Below are 15,963 nucleotides of genomic sequence, written 5' to 3' on the forward strand. Positions count from 1 at the left end.
GTTGCGCGAGGCCCTTGTCGTGAGTCTTGGGCAAAAAGGCAAGGGGCGAGATACAATATCCCGCCCCTGTGATCCCGTTTGCGATGTGGTTTGTTATTCGGCCGGCGCTTGCACCGGGCGGGTGGTGTCGCGGCGCGATCCGCTGGCGCCGGGCAGGTGGGCCCAGGCGGGGCGCTCGAACAGGAAGGCGCCCCAGCCGGTGCGCAGCACCAGCCAATAGAGGACCAGCGGGGAAATGATGGCCACGGCCATGATGGCAAGGCTGAGCAGGGTTGGCTCGATGAAGCCGAGCCTGATCAGCACGGTGCGGGCAATGCCCATGGGCAGCACGAATGCCACGTAAATGATCAGTGACTTGGAGCCCATCCAGCGCAGCCAGTTCATCCAGGGCAGGCGGGCCAGCAGCGCGGAAATCGTGCAGAGCGCGGCGGTGCCGGCCAGCGCCAGGATGAGATGCACACCGGGCAGGCCGGCAATGCCCATGACGGGATGGATGGGGTGCATGGCAAAGCCCGGGGAGAAGACCAGGGCAGTATTGAGCGCCGCCCAGGCGAGGAGGCCGGCAAGGGCGAGAATGAGATTGTCGCTGGCCCAATTGGCCAGGCGGAATAGCTGGGGCGCCAGGACATAGCCGGAATAGAAGAACACGAAATAGGCCGCGAACTGATCCACGGCATAGCTGCCGGTGCGAATGGAAGCCATTTGCAGGATGGCGGCGACGATGAAGACGGCCCAGCGGGGCGCGCGAATATCATGCAACAGCTTGGCGGCGGCGCCGCACACGGCCAGCATATAGATGAACCACAGCACGCCATAGGGCTGGACCACGGCCCAGGCCAGTTCGCTCGCGGCGCCCACCGGGTTGGCGGAGAGCAGGCCGGTCTTGAAGACGATGTGGATGATCGCCCAGAGCCCGTAGAAATAAAGATAGTGCACGACGCGGCGATCGGCGAAGGCCTTCCAGGGGCGATCGATGACCTGGGACAGGAACAGCCCGGAGATCAGGAAGAATTCGGGCATGCGGAAGGGCGTGGCAAAGGCAATGGCCCAGTGCAATGCGCCGACACCGCCAGTGTCCTCGCCCACGCTTGAGGCCGCATACATCATCACGACGAGAAAAATGGACAGGCCCTTGGCCATATCCACCCAATCAAGGCGCCTTGCCGATCCAGTCATTGCCAGAACTCCCCAGAACTTGCGGGGCATAATAGAGGCAATGATGATGGGAAGCGTAAAAGCCTGCGTGAAGGCTTAATCGAAATGCTTAACTGGTAAGGATTTAGCTAAATCCCGCCCATGCATTATCCCTAGACGGGCACGGAGGCGTAAGCGGCGAAGAGCAGGCCCATAGTAGCGATGAACATGACTGTGAGCGAGATGGTCTTGAGCATGACAAATGGTCCGGCGCCTCAGTTCGGCGCGCCCGATAGTGTAGCGACGAAAGATTAATTGGAGATTTCGATCGCGTAGTTTTCAATCACCGTATTGGCGAGAAGTTTTTCGCACATATTGGTGAGGGCGGCGCGGGCGGCGGCTTCGTCGCTGCCCTCGAGAGCCAGATCGAACACCTTGCCCTGGCGGACAGCGCCGACACCGGAAAAGCCGAGGCTTTTGAGGGAGCCTTCAATGGCCTGGCCCTGCGGGTCGAGAACGCCATTCTTGAGGGTGACGGTGACACGTGCCTTCATGATGCCGCTCCGCTGCAAGGCTTACTGAACCAGGCGCGGGCCGGTGGCCAGCGCGTTGTCGGTCTCGACCAGGATGCCAAGGCGCTGGGCGACTTCGCGATAGCTTTCGACCAGGCCACCAAGGTTTTCGCGGAAGCGGTCCTTGTCCATCTTGTTGCGGGTCTTGACGTCCCACAGGCGGCAATTGTCCGGGCTGATTTCGTCGGCCAGGATGATGCGCATCAGGTCGCCCTCATAGAGGCGCCCGCATTCGATCTTGAAGTCGACGAGCTGGATGCCGACGCCCATGAACAGGCCGGAGAGGAAATCGTTGACCCGGATGGCCAGGCTCATGATGTCGTCGAGTTCGGCAGGGGTAGCCCAGCCGAAAGCGGTGATGTGCTCTTCACTGACCATGGGGTCATTGAGCGCGTCGTCCTTGTAGTAGAATTCGATGATCGAGCGGGGCAGTTGCGTGCCGGGCTCGAGACCGAGGCGCTTGACCAGCGAGCCGGCGGCGACATTGCGCACGACGACTTCAAGCGGGATGATCTCGACTTCCTTGATCAGCTGCTCGCGCATGTTGATGCGCTTGAGGAAGTGAGTCGGGATGCCCAGGCCATTGAGCTTGGTGAAGATGAACTCGGAAATCCGATTGTTCAACACGCCCTTGCCATCGATGATGTCATGCTTGGCGCCGTTGCCAGCGGTCGCATCGTCCTTGAAATACTGGACCAGCGTGCCCGGCTCAGGACCCTCGAACAGGATCTTGGCCTTGCCTTCATAGATTTTACGACGACGGTTCATGGAACTTCCGGACCGATGAAGGAGGGATGATTTCGGCCGCTTCATGCGCCACAAAGGCACAAAAATGCAAGCTCTTTCGCTAGAAGGCAGGGGATAGATGCGGTGGGCAGCATAAGGTCGCAGCGCTCCGGGCGGCGTTGATTTGGCAGGCTGAACCGCCTATGTCGATTGGCGAGCGCCGGAAAGGCGCCCCATCAGAGCCAGCGGGAGACATTGATGAGCGGGTTTGACGATCGACAGAAGGGCCAGGAAGCCAAGTTTGCCTTCGATGCCGAGAAGAAGTTCAAGGCCGAAGCGCGCCGCAACAAGCTGCTGGGTATCTGGGCGGCCGAACTGCTGAGCCTGACCGGCGATGACGCCAAGACCTATGCCGCCGAGGTGGTTGCTGCCGATTTCGAAGAGGCCGGTGACGAAGACGTGTTCCGCAAGGTCTCGGGCGATCTCAAGGCCAAGGGCGTGGCGATCGGCGACGACGTGATTCGCCAGAAGATGGCGCAGCTGGTGCTGGTCGCCAATGAGCAGATCGCAGCCGAAGGCTGACCTGCGGGCAATTCGAGTTTTGAGGGAGCCGGGCCTTGGGGTCTGGCTCCCTTTTTATTCGGCCGCGGCGGCCGGGTCGATCAGGTGTTGAGTTGGCCGCCGCATACCGAGCCCGGAGCGCTAGCCGAGCGTTACGCTGCTCGCGTCGTATTCCGTGCCATTCTGCTGCCACTTCACGGTGACCTTGGAACCCGTCTTCAGGCCTGGATCCTTGAAGGTGGCCGGCAACTTATAAGCGATGCCATTGGCTAAGGTCAGCGTGTGGGACTTGAGATCGAACGCCTTGACCGTGCTGCTGATGGTCTGCGGCCCGGCAATGGTTGCGGCGGCCGCAGGCTTGGCCGCAGGTGCCGAATAGTTGGCAGCAAATGCCATGCCGGAGGTGCCGGCAACGAAGGCCAGGACAACAGGAACGATGATCTTGCGCATAGTAATGTCTCCGTAAAGACGCCGGGACAGGCCCGGAATTGGCTGGTTTACAGATCGCGTCGAGTCGCAGGTCGTAGTCGAGATGCCGGCGCGGTCCAAACCTGCGAATAGGAAGCTAGGGCCGGCAAAACGCCTTCTCAAGTTAAAGTAATTTAATTGCTGGAGCGGCGAAACAGCCACAAAGTCATGGAGTTAGGCAGATCTTGGGCGCGGCGATGTCGGCGCCGTGATGATTGCGGCTTATATTGGCGCATTGCGGTGGATTTGGTCAGCCGATCCGCGTCGCCATGCCGATCGAGGCGGGCATGACCGGCTCAAAACCATATTTGGCGTAGAGGTGGCGGGCGTCGCCATCGGCAATGAGGCTGACATAGGCGGTGGCCGGAGCATGCTGGCGCAGATGGTCCATCAGCGCTCCCATGATCTGCTTGCCCAGTCCTTTGCCCTGTTGGGCCGGTTCGACGGCGATATCGACGATCTGGAAGGCGGTACCGCCGTCGCCGATGACGCGGCCCATGCCCACTACCGCGCCGTTGTGGCGGATGATGACGGCGAACCAGCTATTGGGCAGGCCAGCCGCCGCGGCTTCCTGCGACTTGCCGCTGAGGCCGGCGATCTCGCGCAGGCGGCGGTAATCGGCAATGCTGGGCGTTTCGGCGGAGAGGACGTAGTCGGACACGGGTCAGATCCGTTGCATCAGGCGGGTGAACATCAGCAGGCCCTCTGGCCAGGGGCCGTGGCCGGAGGCGACATTGATATGCCCGGCTTCACCGGCCTGGTGGAAATCGGAACCCCAGCAGGTGGCGAATTCGACGGCGCGATCGATGGTGCAGAGCGGATCATTGCTGGAAGCGACCAGCAGGGACGGGAAGGGCAGCGGATCGCGCGGGATGGGGCGGAAGGAATAGGTTTCTTCCGGCGCGTCGGGGCTGAGCTCGATATCGGGCGGGGCAACGAGGAAGGCGCCGCGCACATTGGAATCGATCAGCCGGCTCGCCGTATGGGCAACAGCGATGCAGGACAGGGAGTGGGCGACCAGTACGACGGGGCGGGTGGCGAGCAGGATGGCCTGTTCGATGGTGGAGACCCAATCATCCAAGTCCGGTTCGTCCCAATCGGCCTGTTCGACAATGGCGGCATTGGACATGCGCTCGGCCCAGCGCAATTGCCAATGGCCGGGGCTGGAGCCGCCAAGGCCGGGCAGAATGAGGATGTCGGCTTCCGATATCTTCATGTGCGGTGGGTCCGGTCGCGGTAAAATGCAGCATCGGTCTGGGTGAGACCGATCTTCTTGTAAAAGCCCGCCGCGCCCGGCAACGAGAGCAGCGCGATGGTTACGCCGGGCCCAAGAATTTCGGCGGCCTTGTCCATCAGCGTGCCACCGATGCCCTTGCCCTGATAGGTTTCGGCGACGGCGAGGTCGGCGTAATAGCAAATCCAGCCCCAATCGGTCATGCCCCGGAACACGCCCACCAGCGTGCCATTGGTATCGCGGGCCGTGACGACGATGTTGGAATTGTCGAGATAGGCCTGGACCCGCTCGGTATTGCTCAGCGGCCTGGTCGGTCCTAGCGCCGACTGGCCGACGCAGGCAATATATTCCTCGGCGGTCAGGCCGGTTTCCTGGGCGCAGATTAGGCTCATTTGAACACCCGGCTGAAGATCGTATCGACATGCTTGAGATGGTAGGCATCATCGAACATGGCGTCGATTTGTGCGTCGCTCAGAGTCACTTCGGGGTCGGCCTTGAGGTTCTTGGCGAACTGGCCGGTGCGGTCGCCGCGCATTTCCCACACCTTCATGGCATTGCGCTGCACAGCGGCATAGCTGTCTTCGCGGGAATAGCCGGCCTGGGTCAGGGCCAGCAGGACGCGCTGGGAATTGTGCAGGCCCCCCAGCAGGTCGAGGTTTTTGCGCATGTTTTCGGGGTAGACGACCAGCTTGTCGATAACATTGGTCAGCCGCGCCATGGCGAAATCGAGCGTGATCGTGCCATCGGGGGCGATCATGCGTTCGACCGAGGAGTGCGAGATATCGCGCTCATGCCAGAGGGCGACGTTTTCCAACGCCGGGGTGACCATGCCGCGCACGAGCCGGGCGAGGCCGGTAAGGTTTTCCGTCAGCACCGGGTTGCGCTTGTGCGGCATGGCCGAGCTGCCCTTCTGGCCGGGGGAGAAGAATTCCTCGGCTTCGAGTACTTCGGTACGCTGCAGATGGCGGATTTCGACGGCAACGCGCTCGATGGAGCTGGCCACAACGCCCAGCGTAGCGAAGAACATGGCGTGGCGATCGCGCGGGATGACCTGGGTGGACACCGGCTCGATGGCAAGGCCCAGCTTTTCGGCAACGTATTCTTCGACCTGCGGGTCGATATTGGCGAAGCTACCGATGGCGCCGGAAATGGCGGCGGTGGCGATCTCTGCCCGCGCTGAGACGAGCCGCGCGCGATTGCGGGTGAATTCGGCATAGGCCTCGGCCAGCTTGACGCCGAATGTGGTCGGCTCGGCATGAATGCCGTGGCTGCGGCCGATGGTGATGGTGTCCTTGTGCTCATAGGCGCGGCGCTTGAGCGCGGCGAGCAGGGCATCACAATCGGCAATCAGGATATCGGCGGCACGGGCCATTTGCACGGACAGGGTGGTGTCCAGAATGTCGGAGCTGGTCATGCCCTGGTGCACGAAGCGGGCGTCGGGACCGACGATTTCGCTCAGATGGGTGAGGAAGGCGATGACGTCATGCTTGGTGGTGCGCTCGATCTCATCGATCCGCTCGACATCGAAGCCATAATCGCCCAGCTCGGCCTTGCGGGCGTTCATCACGTCCCAGATTTTCTGGGCAGATTCCTTGGGCACGACGCCGAGTTCAGCCAGCTTGGTGGTGGCGTGGGCCTCGATCTCAAACCAGATGGCGAAGCGGTTTTCGGCCGACCAATTGGCAACCATTTCGGGGCGGGAATAGCGCGGAATCATGGGCTTAGGCCTTCGCGTTCAGAATTTGAATCAGAGTGTGGCGGCTGCGCGGAGCGCCGCAATGCGGGGGGCGTAGGTGGCTGGATCATTGCCGCCATAGATCGAGGAGCCGGCGACGAAGACATTGCATCCGGCCTTGGCGGCCGCGCCGGCGTTTTCGGGGGTGATGCCGCCATCGACTTCAAGATCAATGGGCCGGGCGCCGATCAGGGCATTGGCCTGCGCCAGCTTGGTCAGCGCGGCAGGAATGAAACTCTGGCCGCCAAAGCCGGGATTGACCGACATGATGAGCAGCAGGTCGATATTGTCGATGACATGCTCGAGGGCCGAAACAGGCGTCGCCGGATTGAGCGCGACGCCAGCCTTCTTGCCCGCGGCCTTGATGGCCTGGAGGGAGCGGTGCAGATGCGGGCCCGCCTCGGCATGGACCGTGATGATATCGGCGCCCGCCCGCGCGAAATCGGCGAGATAGGGATCGGCTGGGGCGATCATCAGGTGGACGTCGAAGGGCTTGGTGGTGAGCTTGCGCACCGAGGCCATGACGGTGGCGCCGAAAGTGATGTTCGGCACGAAATGACCATCCATCACGTCGACATGGATATAGTCGGCACCGGCCTTGTCGATGGCTTCGATCTCGGCGCCCAGGCGCGCGAAATCGGCCGAAAGAATTGATGGCGCAATGCGGATGGGTCGGGTGGTCATGAACGCTCGCCTTGCCGACAGAAAATGCGTCTTTGCCTTATCGTGGCGGGGTGGCGCGGGCAAGGGTAGGGTGATGGAAAGTGGGGATGGGGATTTCCCTTTCTTCTTCTTCAGAAGGGGTATCCCGCTTCACAAACCAGCGATGCGGCGAAGCCGCACATTGCTTTGGAAACACTTCGCGGTAGAAGAGCGCAAAAGGAGCGTCGCTTGGAATTTTCATTGCCCATGGTGTTCGGCGCCGGCGTGCTGAGCTTTCTCAGCCCCTGCGTGCTGCCGCTGGTGCCGCCCTATCTCACCTATATGAGCGGGGCCAGCTTTGACCAATTGCGGGCCGATGAGAGTGGTTCGGCGGCGTTGCAGCGGCGGGTGGCTGTCACTTCGCTGTTCTTCATCCTCGGCTTTTCGGTGGTGTTCGTGCTGCTGGGGGCGACGGCCACTGTGTTCGGGCAGGCGTTCCGGCAGGCCCTGCCGATCCTGACGCCGGTGGCTGGTGTGCTGATCATCGCCATGGGGCTGCATTTCATCGGCGTCTATCGTATTGGGCTATTGGACCGGCAGATCCGGCATAATGGGCCGGGCGTGGCGAGCGGACCGCTGGGCGGGTTTTTGCTGGGGCTGGCCTTTGCGATTGGCTGGACGCCCTGTATCGGGCCGGTGCTGGCGGCGGTGCTGTCGGTGGCGGCGAGCCGCAGCACGGCGCTGGAAGGGGCCTCGCTGCTGGGGCTTTATTCGCTGGGGCTGGGCGTGCCGTTCTTTCTGGCCGGCATTGCCATCGGGCCGTTCCTGACCTTCTTCAACAGCTTCAAGCGCCACCTGCACACGGTGGAGCGGGTGATGGGCGTGCTGCTGGTGATTACCGGCGTTTTGTTCCTCACCGGAAATTTCACCCGGTTGTCCTACTGGTTCCTCGAGACATTCCCCGTGCTGGCCAATTTTGGCTGACAGTAATCTCCGCTTAACCGCATAGCGCAGCTTTTGCGGCTAGGGTGTTTTGCTAGGCTCTTGTTTAGCTCTGATTCATTGTCGCGATGCACAGTGGCCCCGAAGATTGCAGGGGGCGGGAACTGATACTCAACGCGGCACTATCGGCGCTGCCGGGAACGGCATCGGATACCCATACCGCATCCGGCCTTGCCGTGGCGGCGCTCGATCCCTTGCGCGCGGATATTGCCGCCAGCGTCAGCAATGACATCGAGGCGGTCGAAACCGTGTGGCGGGCCCTATCGGCCAACGGCATCGAATCGCCGGGCCAGAGCTATGATTTCATTCGCCTGTGGATCAAGGACCGCCGCATTACGCCGGCGGATCAGCGTTTTGTCGTCGGCACGCTGGATGGCCAGCCCGTGGCACTGCTGCCGCTGCACCGCAAGACGGTGCGTGGCGTGCCGGTATTTACCTGGTTTCCGGGCGCGCATGCCGGTTGCTATGCGCCAGTGGTCGATTTCAAAAAGCTGGCAGCTTTGGGTCCCGCGGGACGTGCCGCGCTCTGGCAGGCGATGATCGGCCAGTTGAGCGGCGCTGACTTGGTCTATCTGCGCTCGATTCCCATCGAAGTGGATGGGCAAGCCGGCCTGTTTGACGAACTGGGTTCGACCCTCACCGTCGAAACGCTTTACCGTTCGCAATATTCCAGCTGGGAAGAATGCGACAGGCTGCAGCGCAGCAAATCGCGCCGCAAGCATGACCGGCAGCAGGGCGACCGGCTGGCAGCCATGGGCGAAGTCGGGTTCGAGGAAATCCGCAATGGCGGCGACATGCGCCAGGCGATCGAAACCATGTTCGTGCAGCGCGCCGCCCGCTTCAAGGTCATGGGCGTTCGCGACCCCTTTATTCATGACCGGCTGACCGATTTCTATCATGCCATGGCGGCGGAAGGCTCGGGCGTGGATGTCCGCCTGCACATATTGCGGCTCAATGATGCCGTGGTGGCGGTGCGCTACAACGTGGTCCACAACGACCGCATGTTCTGCCTGATTTCCTCGATGAGCGACGATCCGGCCATCCAGAACGGCTCGCCTGGCAAGCAATGCCTGTTGCGCGTCATGCAGACCGTGTTCGACCAGGGCATGCGCGTATTCGACATGGGCAGCGGCTTTACCGACGAGAAGCGGCACTGGTGCAATGTGCAGACGCCGCTGCGCCAGCACTATATCGGGCTGAACGCCCGGGGCGCACTGATCGTGACCGTGCATCAGGCCTTCCAGAAGACGCGGGCGCGCATCAAGGCCAACAAGCAGCTCAAGACGCTGGCGCGCAATGTTCAGGCGCTGGTATATCGGCTTAGCGGCCGGAAGACCGCCGAAACCCCCGAAAAATCAGATTAGCTTGAGGCCGCGCAGCGAGGTGTGGCCCGCCTTGCCGATGATCAGGTGATCATGCAGCGTAATGCCGAGCGGCTTGGCGATGTCAGCGATTTCCTTGGTCATCCGCACATCGGCGGAGGAGGGCGCCGGATCGCCCGAGGGGTGATTGTGCACCAGGATCAGCGCGGTGGCCGATAGCTCGAGCGTGCGCTTGATCACTTCGCGCGGATAGACGGGCGTATGATCCACCGTGCCGGTCTGCTGCACCTCGTCGGCGATCAGCCGGTTTTTCTTGTCCAGAAACAGAATGCGGAACTGCTCGATGGTTTCGTAGGCCATCTGCGAATTGCAATAGTCGATCAGCTGCGACCAGGAGCTCAGGATCGGCTTTTCGGTGGCGATACGGTCGCGGCCAAAGCGGGCGGCCACGGCCTGGATGACCTTGATATGGGCGACCGAGGTGGCGCCCAGCCCATCGATTTTTTCTAAGCGCGCCTGGCTGGCATTGAACACGCCCGAAAAGGTGCCGAATTCGCGCAGCAGGGTCTTGGCCAGCGCCTTGGTGTCGCGGCGCGGCACGACGAGCTGCAGGATCAGCTCGAGCAATTCGTAATCTTCGAGCGCATCGCCGCCCACCTTGAGAAAGCGTTCGCGGACCCGCTGGCGGTGGCCGGCATGGTCATCAATGGGCGAGGGGGCGGGAAACGAGGCTTCCGAGAGTTCGTCCGGCCGGTCAGTCATCAGGCAGCCCGCGATGCGAGCGGATTGAACAGCCCAAGGGGGGAGAGCGTGAAGATCTCGCAGCCGGTTTCGGTAATGCCGATGGAATGCTCGGCCTGCGACGACAGTGTGCGGTCGCGGGTCACTGCGGTCCAGCCATCGGACAGGATTTTGACGTGCGGACGCCCCAGATTGATCATCGGCTCGATGGTGAAGATCATGCCCGGCTTGAGCGGCACGCCCGTGCCAGGCACGCCGAAATGGAGGATATTGGGCTCGTCGTGGAACAGGCGCCCGACACCATGGCCGACGAAATCGCGCACCACGCTCATGCGTTCCCCCTCGGCCACGGCCTGGATGGCGGCGCCGATATCGCCGGTCGTATTGCCCGGCTTGGCAGCGGCAATGCCCGCTGCGAGCCCTTCATAGGTAACTTCGATCAGCCGTTCGGCCTTGCGGGAGATTTCGCCCACCGGATACATGCGGCTGGAATCGCCATACCAGCCGTCGACGATCAGCGTCAGGTCGATATTGACGATATCGCCTTCGCGCAGCGGCCGCTCGTCGGGAATGCCGTGGCACACGACATGGTTGATCGAGGTGCAGAGCGAGTGGCGGTAGCCCTTGTAGAAAATGGTGGCCGGGATGGCGCCATTGTCGCGGGCGAATTCATAAGCCACCCGATCGATGGTGGAAGTGGGCACGCCCGCCTCGACATAGTCCACCAGAATATCGAGCGCCTGCGCCGTCAGCTGGCCCGCCTTGCGCATGCCGATAAAGCCTTCCTCGCCATGCAGCGGGATGACGCCGGCAGTGCGGCGGGCTTTGGAACTGGCATCGACATAGGTGGTCATCTAGAACTCCAACACAGGCATGATAAATCTAATCGCTCGCTTTGCCGATGGGAAGGGCGACACACTTGCTTGACGCAGTTATCGGGGGCGGGCATTGCTGGCTGACAGCAAGCCACGGATTTTTACGATGTCGAGCCCTGCCAGCATTACCGCCGCGTTGATCGTTATCGGCGATGAAATTCTCTCGGGACGCACCAAGGACGTCAATATCGGCGCCACCGCCGATTTCTGCACCGATCTGGGGATCGAGCTCAAGGAGGTCCGCGTCGTCAGCGACGAGACCGACGAAATCGTCGATGCGGTCAACGCGCTGCGCGCCCGCTACACCTATGTGTTCACCACCGGCGGCATCGGGCCGACGCATGACGACATCACCGCCGATGCGGTGGCCAAGGCGTTTGGCGTTGCCCTGCCGATCAATCCACAGGCGCGCGCCATGCTGGAATCGCGCTGGAAAGAGACCGGCACCGAGGTCAATGAGGCGCGGCTGCGCATGGCCCGCATTCCCGAGGGTGCCGACCTGATCGTCAATTCGGTGAGCGCCGCGCCGGGTTTCCGCATCGGCAATGTGCATGTCATGGCCGGCGTGCCGATCATCATGCGCTCCATGCTCGAAGCGCTGGCGCCGACCTTGCAGGGCGGCAAGAAAGTGCTGTCGATGACCGTCAAGGCAGCAGTGGGCGAGGGGACTGTCGGCGGGCCGCTGGGCGAGTTGCAGGCGCAATATCCGGACGTCAAGATGGGCAGCTATCCCCAGATGGGCAAGGATAAGGTGATGACCGAGCTGGTGCTGCGCTCGTCCGATCTGGCGCGGCTGGAAGAGGCGACCGCCAAGGTGCAGGCCATGGTGGATGCGGCCCATGCCAGGGCCGGGATTACGCCACCTGAGGATTAAGCGCCCGGCGCAATAGCGCAGGGCCCCGGCTTTTGCTAAGACGCCAAATTCAATTATTCGGACGCCACGGCGCCGGCGCAGGAGAGATCGAGTGAACAATCCGAATGAAAAGTCCTTCCCGGTCAGCTGGGATCAGTTCCATCGCGATAGCCGGGCGCTGGCCTGGCGGCTGGCGGGCATCGGATCGTTCGACGCCATCGTGGCGATTGCCCGGGGCGGGCTGGTGCCGGCGGCCATCGTGGCACGCGAACTCAATATCCGCACCGTCGAGACCGTGGCCGTCAAGAGCTATGACCACCAGAGCCAGAGCGGCATCAAGGTGCTCAAGGAAATCAGCACCCCCGTGCTCGACCTCGCCCGCAACGGCGCCAAGATCCTGATCGTCGACGATCTGGTCGATACCGGCTCCACCGCCCGCGTGGTCCGCGAAATGCTCCCCGGCGCCCACTTCGCCACCGTCTACGCCAAGCCCAAGGGCCGCGAAATGGTCGACACCTTCATCACCGAAGTCAGCCAGGACACCTGGATTTTCTTCCCGTGGGACCTGGATGTTGCTTATGCGGCACCGATTTCGGGTGGGACGGACTGAGGGAAGTTATCCTCGCAGTCTGACGCGATGAGACCATGGCTCCAAATTTGGTTTGGAGCTGTGAATGGGCCTGTTATCGCCGAAACTTGAGGAAAAGCGTTTGCGGTTGGCACGGGTGGCCAAGCGGCAGGCGTTCGACTGCTATATGCGGCGCGGCCAGGTGCCGGCCGCGTTGGAGCGGCTCGTCGAGGCAGCGGGGAGCCAGGCAAAGTTTCTCGATTTTGGGCTGTCACTCTTCACCAAGGCGCTTGGTGATGACCGGCCGACCACACACTATGTCTGGCGCTCGGCAGGCGATGAACGTGTTCGTGATACCCACGCAGCGTTGAGCGGGCAGGTCTTTGCATGGTCTGATCCGCCGCCGCATGGGCACCCTGGCAGCGAGCCCAATTGCCGCTGCTGGCCCGAGCCATATTATGGTCATCCTGCTGTTCCCGATGCGCTGCTGCGGCTTCAGCGCGTGGTGCAAAGCGATAGCACTGGCAATGCACTCTGGAGCCGTATCGAGACACTGACGCGGCCGGATGGAAGCCTGGCCGAATCCACGATTCAGATGCGGGACGGGACACGCATCTATTCAGCGTTTTCGGGGGCGAGTGTCACCAATGCCGTCACGCTTGCGAACGGCTGGACAGTCCGGTTTGAAAAGCGCGATGGCGTTCGACGGGTCTATCTGGGCAATGACCAGATACCGTTGATGGAGGTCAGTTGGGCGGCGAGCGGTCCACAGGTCGCGCTGCCGCGCGTGCGAGTGGCACAGGTCTCACTTGATACCGAGACGGAGCCGCCCGCGCCCGGACCCCTTATTCTGCCGAGTGCGGGCATTATCGTGGCAGCAGGGTTGTTGTCGCTGCACAATATGCTGCAGGCCGAGCCGGCCAGCCTAGGGGCGACGGCTGCCGCTAGCCCCGTCATTGCCTTCAAGGTCTGGAAGGACGGGGACGACCAGGCCGCGGGGGCGGTTCTGGTCGAAGCATTGACGGCTGAACAGGTCAGCCGCTGGTGCAAGCGGCTGCCTGAGGTGCAGGAGTGGACGAATACTGCGGCCATCGAGCTTGCGCCTTTACGTGCGGTGAGTGGAGCATCCGTGTGGGGAACAGCCGTGCATGCGCATGTTCATAATGCCGTTGAGGCGCTTAGGATCAGTTCGCCGCTTGCCTATGGCAATGTTTTTTCGGAGCTTTCAATTGATGCGGAGGGACGAGACAGCGCGATGCGAATTGGTCCGCGCTATGGTCACGCGGACACGACGCGGCTGGATATTTTGGAGCAGGTCAATCCGGAACTGGTTTGTGTTTATGATATCAAGACGGGCGTCGCTGGCCTGAGCATGTCTCGAGTGCGCGTTATTGCCGACCGGGTTCGCACCAGATTTCCAGGTGCCAATTTCTACATCATGGAAGTGCGGCCATTTGAATGAGTACTGAGGCGCAGGTGGCGCGGCTTGTTGAGCCGTTTCTGGCTCGGCATCCCGAATTTGTCCGGGTTGGGCGCACGTTAGAGCGTAGGCCGATGGGCCATCTTAGTGTGGGCTTTGACATTTGCCGCACGGCGTATAAGGGGCATATCAGCCCGATATGGGGCGCAGGCATCACTTTTGGTCCGCCGCCGCATTTTGGCGGGGGCATAGGCCGCACGCTGGATCGGGCTGTTGGTTTTGTGGATGCGCCGGACCTGCAGGACCGATTGCTTGATGCACTCGAGCTGGCCAATGAGACGATCCTGCAGCGATTTACGTCTCTGGAGGCGCTTGTCGAGCTTGAGATGGCTGTTCATCCGAGCTTTGAGATGATCCGATTTCTCAAGGCGGTGCTGCTGGCGGGTGTGGGGCGTCTTGAGGCGGCGGATAATCTGCTCGCGGCCGATATTGAATATCGCATCCGGGAAGGCGAACGCTTTGACCCGCTCTACGCGAGGCTGAGGACCGGTAGCAAAGCGTGGCACCACCGGCAGGAAGAGGTCAAGAAACGGGGTCTCTTCATAGGCCACCTCAAGTACTTGCATGGCTTCATCGAGCGACGGGACTTGGTAGGATTGGCGGCCCTGCTGCACGATTGGGAGGCACAGGGCGTTGCGGCCAGAAAGATGGCCGACCATTGGCAGCCGTCGCCATTTCCGTTTGAATTGGGCGGAGGCTAACCGGATAGCGCGCTTGCCGCGGGGTGCCTTTTTCGGAAGCGAACTGGTGGCTTTGGGGGGATTGCGGACTGACGGCTTCCGGAGACCTTGGCAGTATGTGGACAGGCCCACATATCTAAGTCCCGGCAGATGGTTATGACGTGCTGTTCTATCCGGCAGAATAGCAGATGAATTACTGTCTGCGCGAAATTCCAGGGTGGCCCGTGTTCCGTGTACTGCGCTGGCTGGCGCTGCTGACGCTGCTCCTATTGCCGCAGCCGGCCCTCGGGCAGGAGGCGGAGGAGGGTACATGTTATGCCTTGGGCGGGCAGGATATCTGCATTGCCGAGCTGAACTATCGCGCGGATGTGTGTGCGGCTATTGCCGCCTATGCCCGTCACTGGAGCCTGCCCGAGGGATTTTTCGCGCGCCTGATCTGGCAGGAAAGCCGGTTCGATCCATCGGCGCCGCAACAGCTCTCGCCGGAACGGTGATATTGCTAGGTCATCTAATGATGACGCTCTCAAGATGATGGCCCATGACCCGCTGCAGGCCGCGAGCAGGGGGCTGGGCCTTCCACCAGCACGGAAGCTTGGGCGGGCGGTCCGCCCCAACCCGTGAGGATGAAGCGAGCCAAGGTTAGCTAATCGCCCGTCTGCTCGCTTCCAGCGACAGGAACGGTGTCCCAAACATAATAACGTTGTTGCGGCCGCAGTGCCGCCGCCCTTCGCCATTCAGGCTGCCGAGTTTCCGACCTGAAGTGGAGTTGGAGACTTTGTCCGTTACGTGACTATCTGATCGCGTCCGCCCGGCGCACAAAGGCGTAGCATCCCCCACTTTTCAACCCGATCTGAAGTCCCTTGCGGTCCGTCCACCAGAACGCCGTTTTCTTGAACCAGTAGGTGTGTCCGTCCCAGTTGTCGTAGTGGGCGGTGAATTGCCAACCTGGTCGCTGAAGGAGCGCATCAAGCTCCTGTTTTTGCAATCCAGGGCAAACCTTCTCGGTGGCATCTATCACAACAATTGTGCCAGCGCTGAAATCGCCATTCTCGTTAATCACTGAAATTAGATGATCCGCCAGAACTTGGTTACTGGGTTTAGGGGGAACGGGTGGCGTGTGGCTAATGAGGACGAACACAAACGCGCCGACTACGAGCAACACGACGAGCAAAATAAATCGTTGGATGATCAATTGCCCCTCGATCTCTAACTCGCACGGTCCTCATTGATCATACGTGCTGTGCCAGCGCACTGACAGCGACAAAGTTGCCGATGCTCCCCGCAAAAAACTTATCCCCGCCCTCTCACCCCATGTCACTAGCCCTCCATCCCCGCCAGTTACGCGGTCCCGCCGCAGGGCCGGGGGGGGG

The 15,963-nt window shown here is 61.6% G+C and carries 20 protein-coding genes; 8 read left to right on the forward strand and 12 right to left on the reverse strand.

Translation table 11 applies throughout. From position 1 onward, the window contains the following. Positions 1–93: 93 nt before the first annotated feature. The 3 genes from FF80_RS07265 to purC all read right to left on the reverse strand — a co-directional run bounded on the left by FF80_RS07265 (position 94) and on the right by purC (position 2,474). The gene (locus FF80_RS07265) at positions 94–1,176 is read right to left on the reverse strand and encodes an acyltransferase family protein (protein WP_035098955.1); all 1,083 of its coding nucleotides are present in this window, start codon (positions 1,174–1,176) and stop codon (positions 94–96) included. A gap of 269 nt (positions 1,177–1,445) precedes the next feature. After that, positions 1,446–1,691 (reverse strand): phosphoribosylformylglycinamidine synthase subunit PurS, encoded by a 246-nt coding sequence (purS, locus tag FF80_RS07270; RefSeq protein WP_035099004.1) that lies wholly within the window; start codon positions 1,689–1,691, stop codon positions 1,446–1,448. Positions 1,692–1,709: 18 nt separating this feature from the next. Continuing rightward, positions 1,710–2,474 (reverse strand): phosphoribosylaminoimidazolesuccinocarboxamide synthase, encoded by a 765-nt coding sequence (purC, locus tag FF80_RS07275; RefSeq protein ID WP_035098956.1) that lies wholly within the window; start codon positions 2,472–2,474, stop codon positions 1,710–1,712. Positions 2,475–2,690: 216 nt separating this feature from the next. On the opposite strand from purC, the gene FF80_RS07280 reads away from it, so the two are divergent. Continuing rightward, positions 2,691–3,014, forward strand: a complete 324-nt coding sequence (locus FF80_RS07280; RefSeq protein WP_035098958.1) for a DUF1476 domain-containing protein — start codon at positions 2,691–2,693, stop codon at positions 3,012–3,014. A 120-nt stretch (positions 3,015–3,134) separates the two neighbouring features. Here FF80_RS07280 and FF80_RS07285 read toward each other — a convergent pair whose 3' ends face one another. From FF80_RS07285 to rpe, 6 genes are all read right to left on the reverse strand, one after another. After that, positions 3,135–3,443, reverse strand: coding sequence for a DUF1344 domain-containing protein (locus FF80_RS07285; protein ID WP_035098961.1), 309 nt, complete (start codon positions 3,441–3,443; stop codon positions 3,135–3,137). Positions 3,444–3,711: 268 nt separating this feature from the next. Beyond that, a complete protein-coding gene (locus FF80_RS07290; RefSeq protein WP_035098962.1) occupies positions 3,712–4,122 on the reverse strand; it encodes a GNAT family N-acetyltransferase in 411 nt (136 codons plus the stop codon). 3 nt (positions 4,123–4,125) lie between these two features. Continuing rightward, positions 4,126–4,677, reverse strand: a complete 552-nt coding sequence (locus FF80_RS07295) for an alpha/beta hydrolase (protein WP_035098963.1) — start codon at positions 4,675–4,677, stop codon at positions 4,126–4,128. Further along, positions 4,674–5,087 (reverse strand): GNAT family N-acetyltransferase, encoded by a 414-nt coding sequence (locus tag FF80_RS07300; RefSeq protein ID WP_035098964.1) that lies wholly within the window; start codon positions 5,085–5,087, stop codon positions 4,674–4,676. The genes FF80_RS07295 and FF80_RS07300 overlap by 4 nt, the downstream gene beginning before the upstream one ends. Continuing rightward, positions 5,084–6,412 (reverse strand): adenylosuccinate lyase, encoded by a 1,329-nt coding sequence (gene purB, locus FF80_RS07305; RefSeq protein ID WP_035098965.1) that lies wholly within the window; start codon positions 6,410–6,412, stop codon positions 5,084–5,086. Before purB ends, FF80_RS07300 begins: the two co-directional genes overlap by 4 nt. Before the next feature lie 30 nt (positions 6,413–6,442). Beyond that, positions 6,443–7,114, reverse strand: coding sequence for a ribulose-phosphate 3-epimerase (gene rpe, locus FF80_RS07310; RefSeq protein ID WP_035098966.1), 672 nt, complete (start codon positions 7,112–7,114; stop codon positions 6,443–6,445). Between the two features lie 207 nt (positions 7,115–7,321). On the opposite strand from rpe, the gene FF80_RS07315 reads away from it, so the two are divergent. Further along, positions 7,322–8,056: a cytochrome c biogenesis protein CcdA gene (locus FF80_RS07315; RefSeq protein ID WP_348270318.1), complete on the forward strand. Its 735-nt coding sequence runs from the start codon at positions 7,322–7,324 to the stop codon at positions 8,054–8,056. Positions 8,057–8,142: 86 nt separating this feature from the next. Next, positions 8,143–9,438 carry a GNAT family N-acetyltransferase gene (locus FF80_RS07320; RefSeq protein WP_081917310.1) on the forward strand — a complete coding sequence of 432 codons (1,296 nt, stop codon included), beginning with the start codon at positions 8,143–8,145 and terminating at the stop codon, positions 9,436–9,438. Here FF80_RS07320 and radC read toward each other — a convergent pair. Next, entirely contained in the window at positions 9,430–10,158 is a 729-nt protein-coding gene (gene radC / locus FF80_RS07325; RefSeq protein WP_035098970.1) for a DNA repair protein RadC, read from the reverse strand. The two genes, FF80_RS07320 and radC, sit on opposite strands and share 9 nt — an antisense overlap. Next, positions 10,158–10,991, reverse strand: a complete 834-nt coding sequence (map, locus tag FF80_RS07330; protein ID WP_035098971.1) for a type I methionyl aminopeptidase — start codon at positions 10,989–10,991, stop codon at positions 10,158–10,160. The genes radC and map overlap by 1 nt, the downstream gene beginning before the upstream one ends. A gap of 127 nt (positions 10,992–11,118) precedes the next feature. Here map and FF80_RS07335 point away from each other — a divergent pair, with 127 nt between their 5' ends. The 5 genes from FF80_RS07335 (at position 11,119) to FF80_RS07355 (ending at position 15,087) form a co-directional block, all read left to right on the forward strand. Beyond that, on the forward strand, positions 11,119–11,886 hold the full coding sequence (locus tag FF80_RS07335; RefSeq protein ID WP_035098973.1) for a molybdopterin-binding protein: 768 nt from the start codon (positions 11,119–11,121) through the stop codon (positions 11,884–11,886). Positions 11,887–11,977: 91 nt separating this feature from the next. Next, positions 11,978–12,475, forward strand: a complete 498-nt coding sequence (gene gpt / locus FF80_RS07340) for a xanthine phosphoribosyltransferase (protein WP_035098975.1) — start codon at positions 11,978–11,980, stop codon at positions 12,473–12,475. A gap of 64 nt (positions 12,476–12,539) precedes the next feature. After that, positions 12,540–13,895, forward strand: a complete 1,356-nt coding sequence (locus FF80_RS07345; protein ID WP_035098977.1) for a phage minor head protein — start codon at positions 12,540–12,542, stop codon at positions 13,893–13,895. After that, positions 13,892–14,614: a hypothetical protein gene (locus FF80_RS07350; RefSeq protein ID WP_035098978.1), complete on the forward strand. Its 723-nt coding sequence runs from the start codon at positions 13,892–13,894 to the stop codon at positions 14,612–14,614. Before FF80_RS07345 ends, FF80_RS07350 begins: the two co-directional genes overlap by 4 nt. A 167-nt stretch (positions 14,615–14,781) precedes the next feature. Then, complete coding sequence (locus FF80_RS07355) at positions 14,782–15,087, forward strand: hypothetical protein (RefSeq protein ID WP_035098979.1); 306 nt, start codon at positions 14,782–14,784, stop codon at positions 15,085–15,087. Between the two features lie 296 nt (positions 15,088–15,383). Here the strand turns inward: FF80_RS07355 and FF80_RS07360 are convergent, their stop codons facing one another. Continuing rightward, a complete protein-coding gene (locus tag FF80_RS07360; RefSeq protein ID WP_035098980.1) occupies positions 15,384–15,785 on the reverse strand; it encodes a hypothetical protein in 402 nt (133 codons plus the stop codon). Positions 15,786–15,963 lie beyond the last annotated feature (178 nt).

The sequence above is a fragment of the Devosia sp. LC5 genome, assembly GCF_000735585.1.
GTDB lineage: Bacteria > Pseudomonadota > Alphaproteobacteria > Rhizobiales > Devosiaceae > Devosia.

Bases quoted from the DNA above. Each gene is read 5' to 3' on its own strand.
- FF80_RS07280 (WP_035098958.1), top strand. From the start codon at position 2,691: ATGAGCGGGTTTGACGATCGACAGAAGGGCCAGGAAGCCAAGTTTGCC.
- FF80_RS07295 (WP_035098963.1), bottom strand. From the start codon at position 4,677: ATGAAGATATCGGAAGCCGACATCCTCATTCTGCCCGGCCTTGGCGGC.
- FF80_RS07345 (WP_035098977.1), top strand. From the start codon at position 12,540: ATGGGCCTGTTATCGCCGAAACTTGAGGAAAAGCGTTTGCGGTTGGCA.
- FF80_RS07335 (WP_035098973.1), top strand. From the start codon at position 11,119: ATGTCGAGCCCTGCCAGCATTACCGCCGCGTTGATCGTTATCGGCGAT.
- rpe (WP_035098966.1), bottom strand. From the start codon at position 7,114: ATGACCACCCGACCCATCCGCATTGCGCCATCAATTCTTTCGGCCGAT.
- FF80_RS07350 (WP_035098978.1), top strand. From the start codon at position 13,892: ATGAGTACTGAGGCGCAGGTGGCGCGGCTTGTTGAGCCGTTTCTGGCT.
- purB (WP_035098965.1), bottom strand. From the start codon at position 6,412: ATGATTCCGCGCTATTCCCGCCCCGAAATGGTTGCCAATTGGTCGGCC.
- purC (WP_035098956.1), bottom strand. From the start codon at position 2,474: ATGAACCGTCGTCGTAAAATCTATGAAGGCAAGGCCAAGATCCTGTTC.
- FF80_RS07320 (WP_081917310.1), top strand. From the start codon at position 8,143: ATGCACAGTGGCCCCGAAGATTGCAGGGGGCGGGAACTGATACTCAAC.
- FF80_RS07265 (WP_035098955.1), bottom strand. From the start codon at position 1,176: ATGACTGGATCGGCAAGGCGCCTTGATTGGGTGGATATGGCCAAGGGC.
- FF80_RS07355 (WP_035098979.1), top strand. From the start codon at position 14,782: ATGAATTACTGTCTGCGCGAAATTCCAGGGTGGCCCGTGTTCCGTGTA.
- FF80_RS07300 (WP_035098964.1), bottom strand. From the start codon at position 5,087: ATGAGCCTAATCTGCGCCCAGGAAACCGGCCTGACCGCCGAGGAATAT.
- FF80_RS07285 (WP_035098961.1), bottom strand. From the start codon at position 3,443: ATGCGCAAGATCATCGTTCCTGTTGTCCTGGCCTTCGTTGCCGGCACC.
- radC (WP_035098970.1), bottom strand. From the start codon at position 10,158: ATGACTGACCGGCCGGACGAACTCTCGGAAGCCTCGTTTCCCGCCCCC.
- map (WP_035098971.1), bottom strand. From the start codon at position 10,991: ATGACCACCTATGTCGATGCCAGTTCCAAAGCCCGCCGCACTGCCGGC.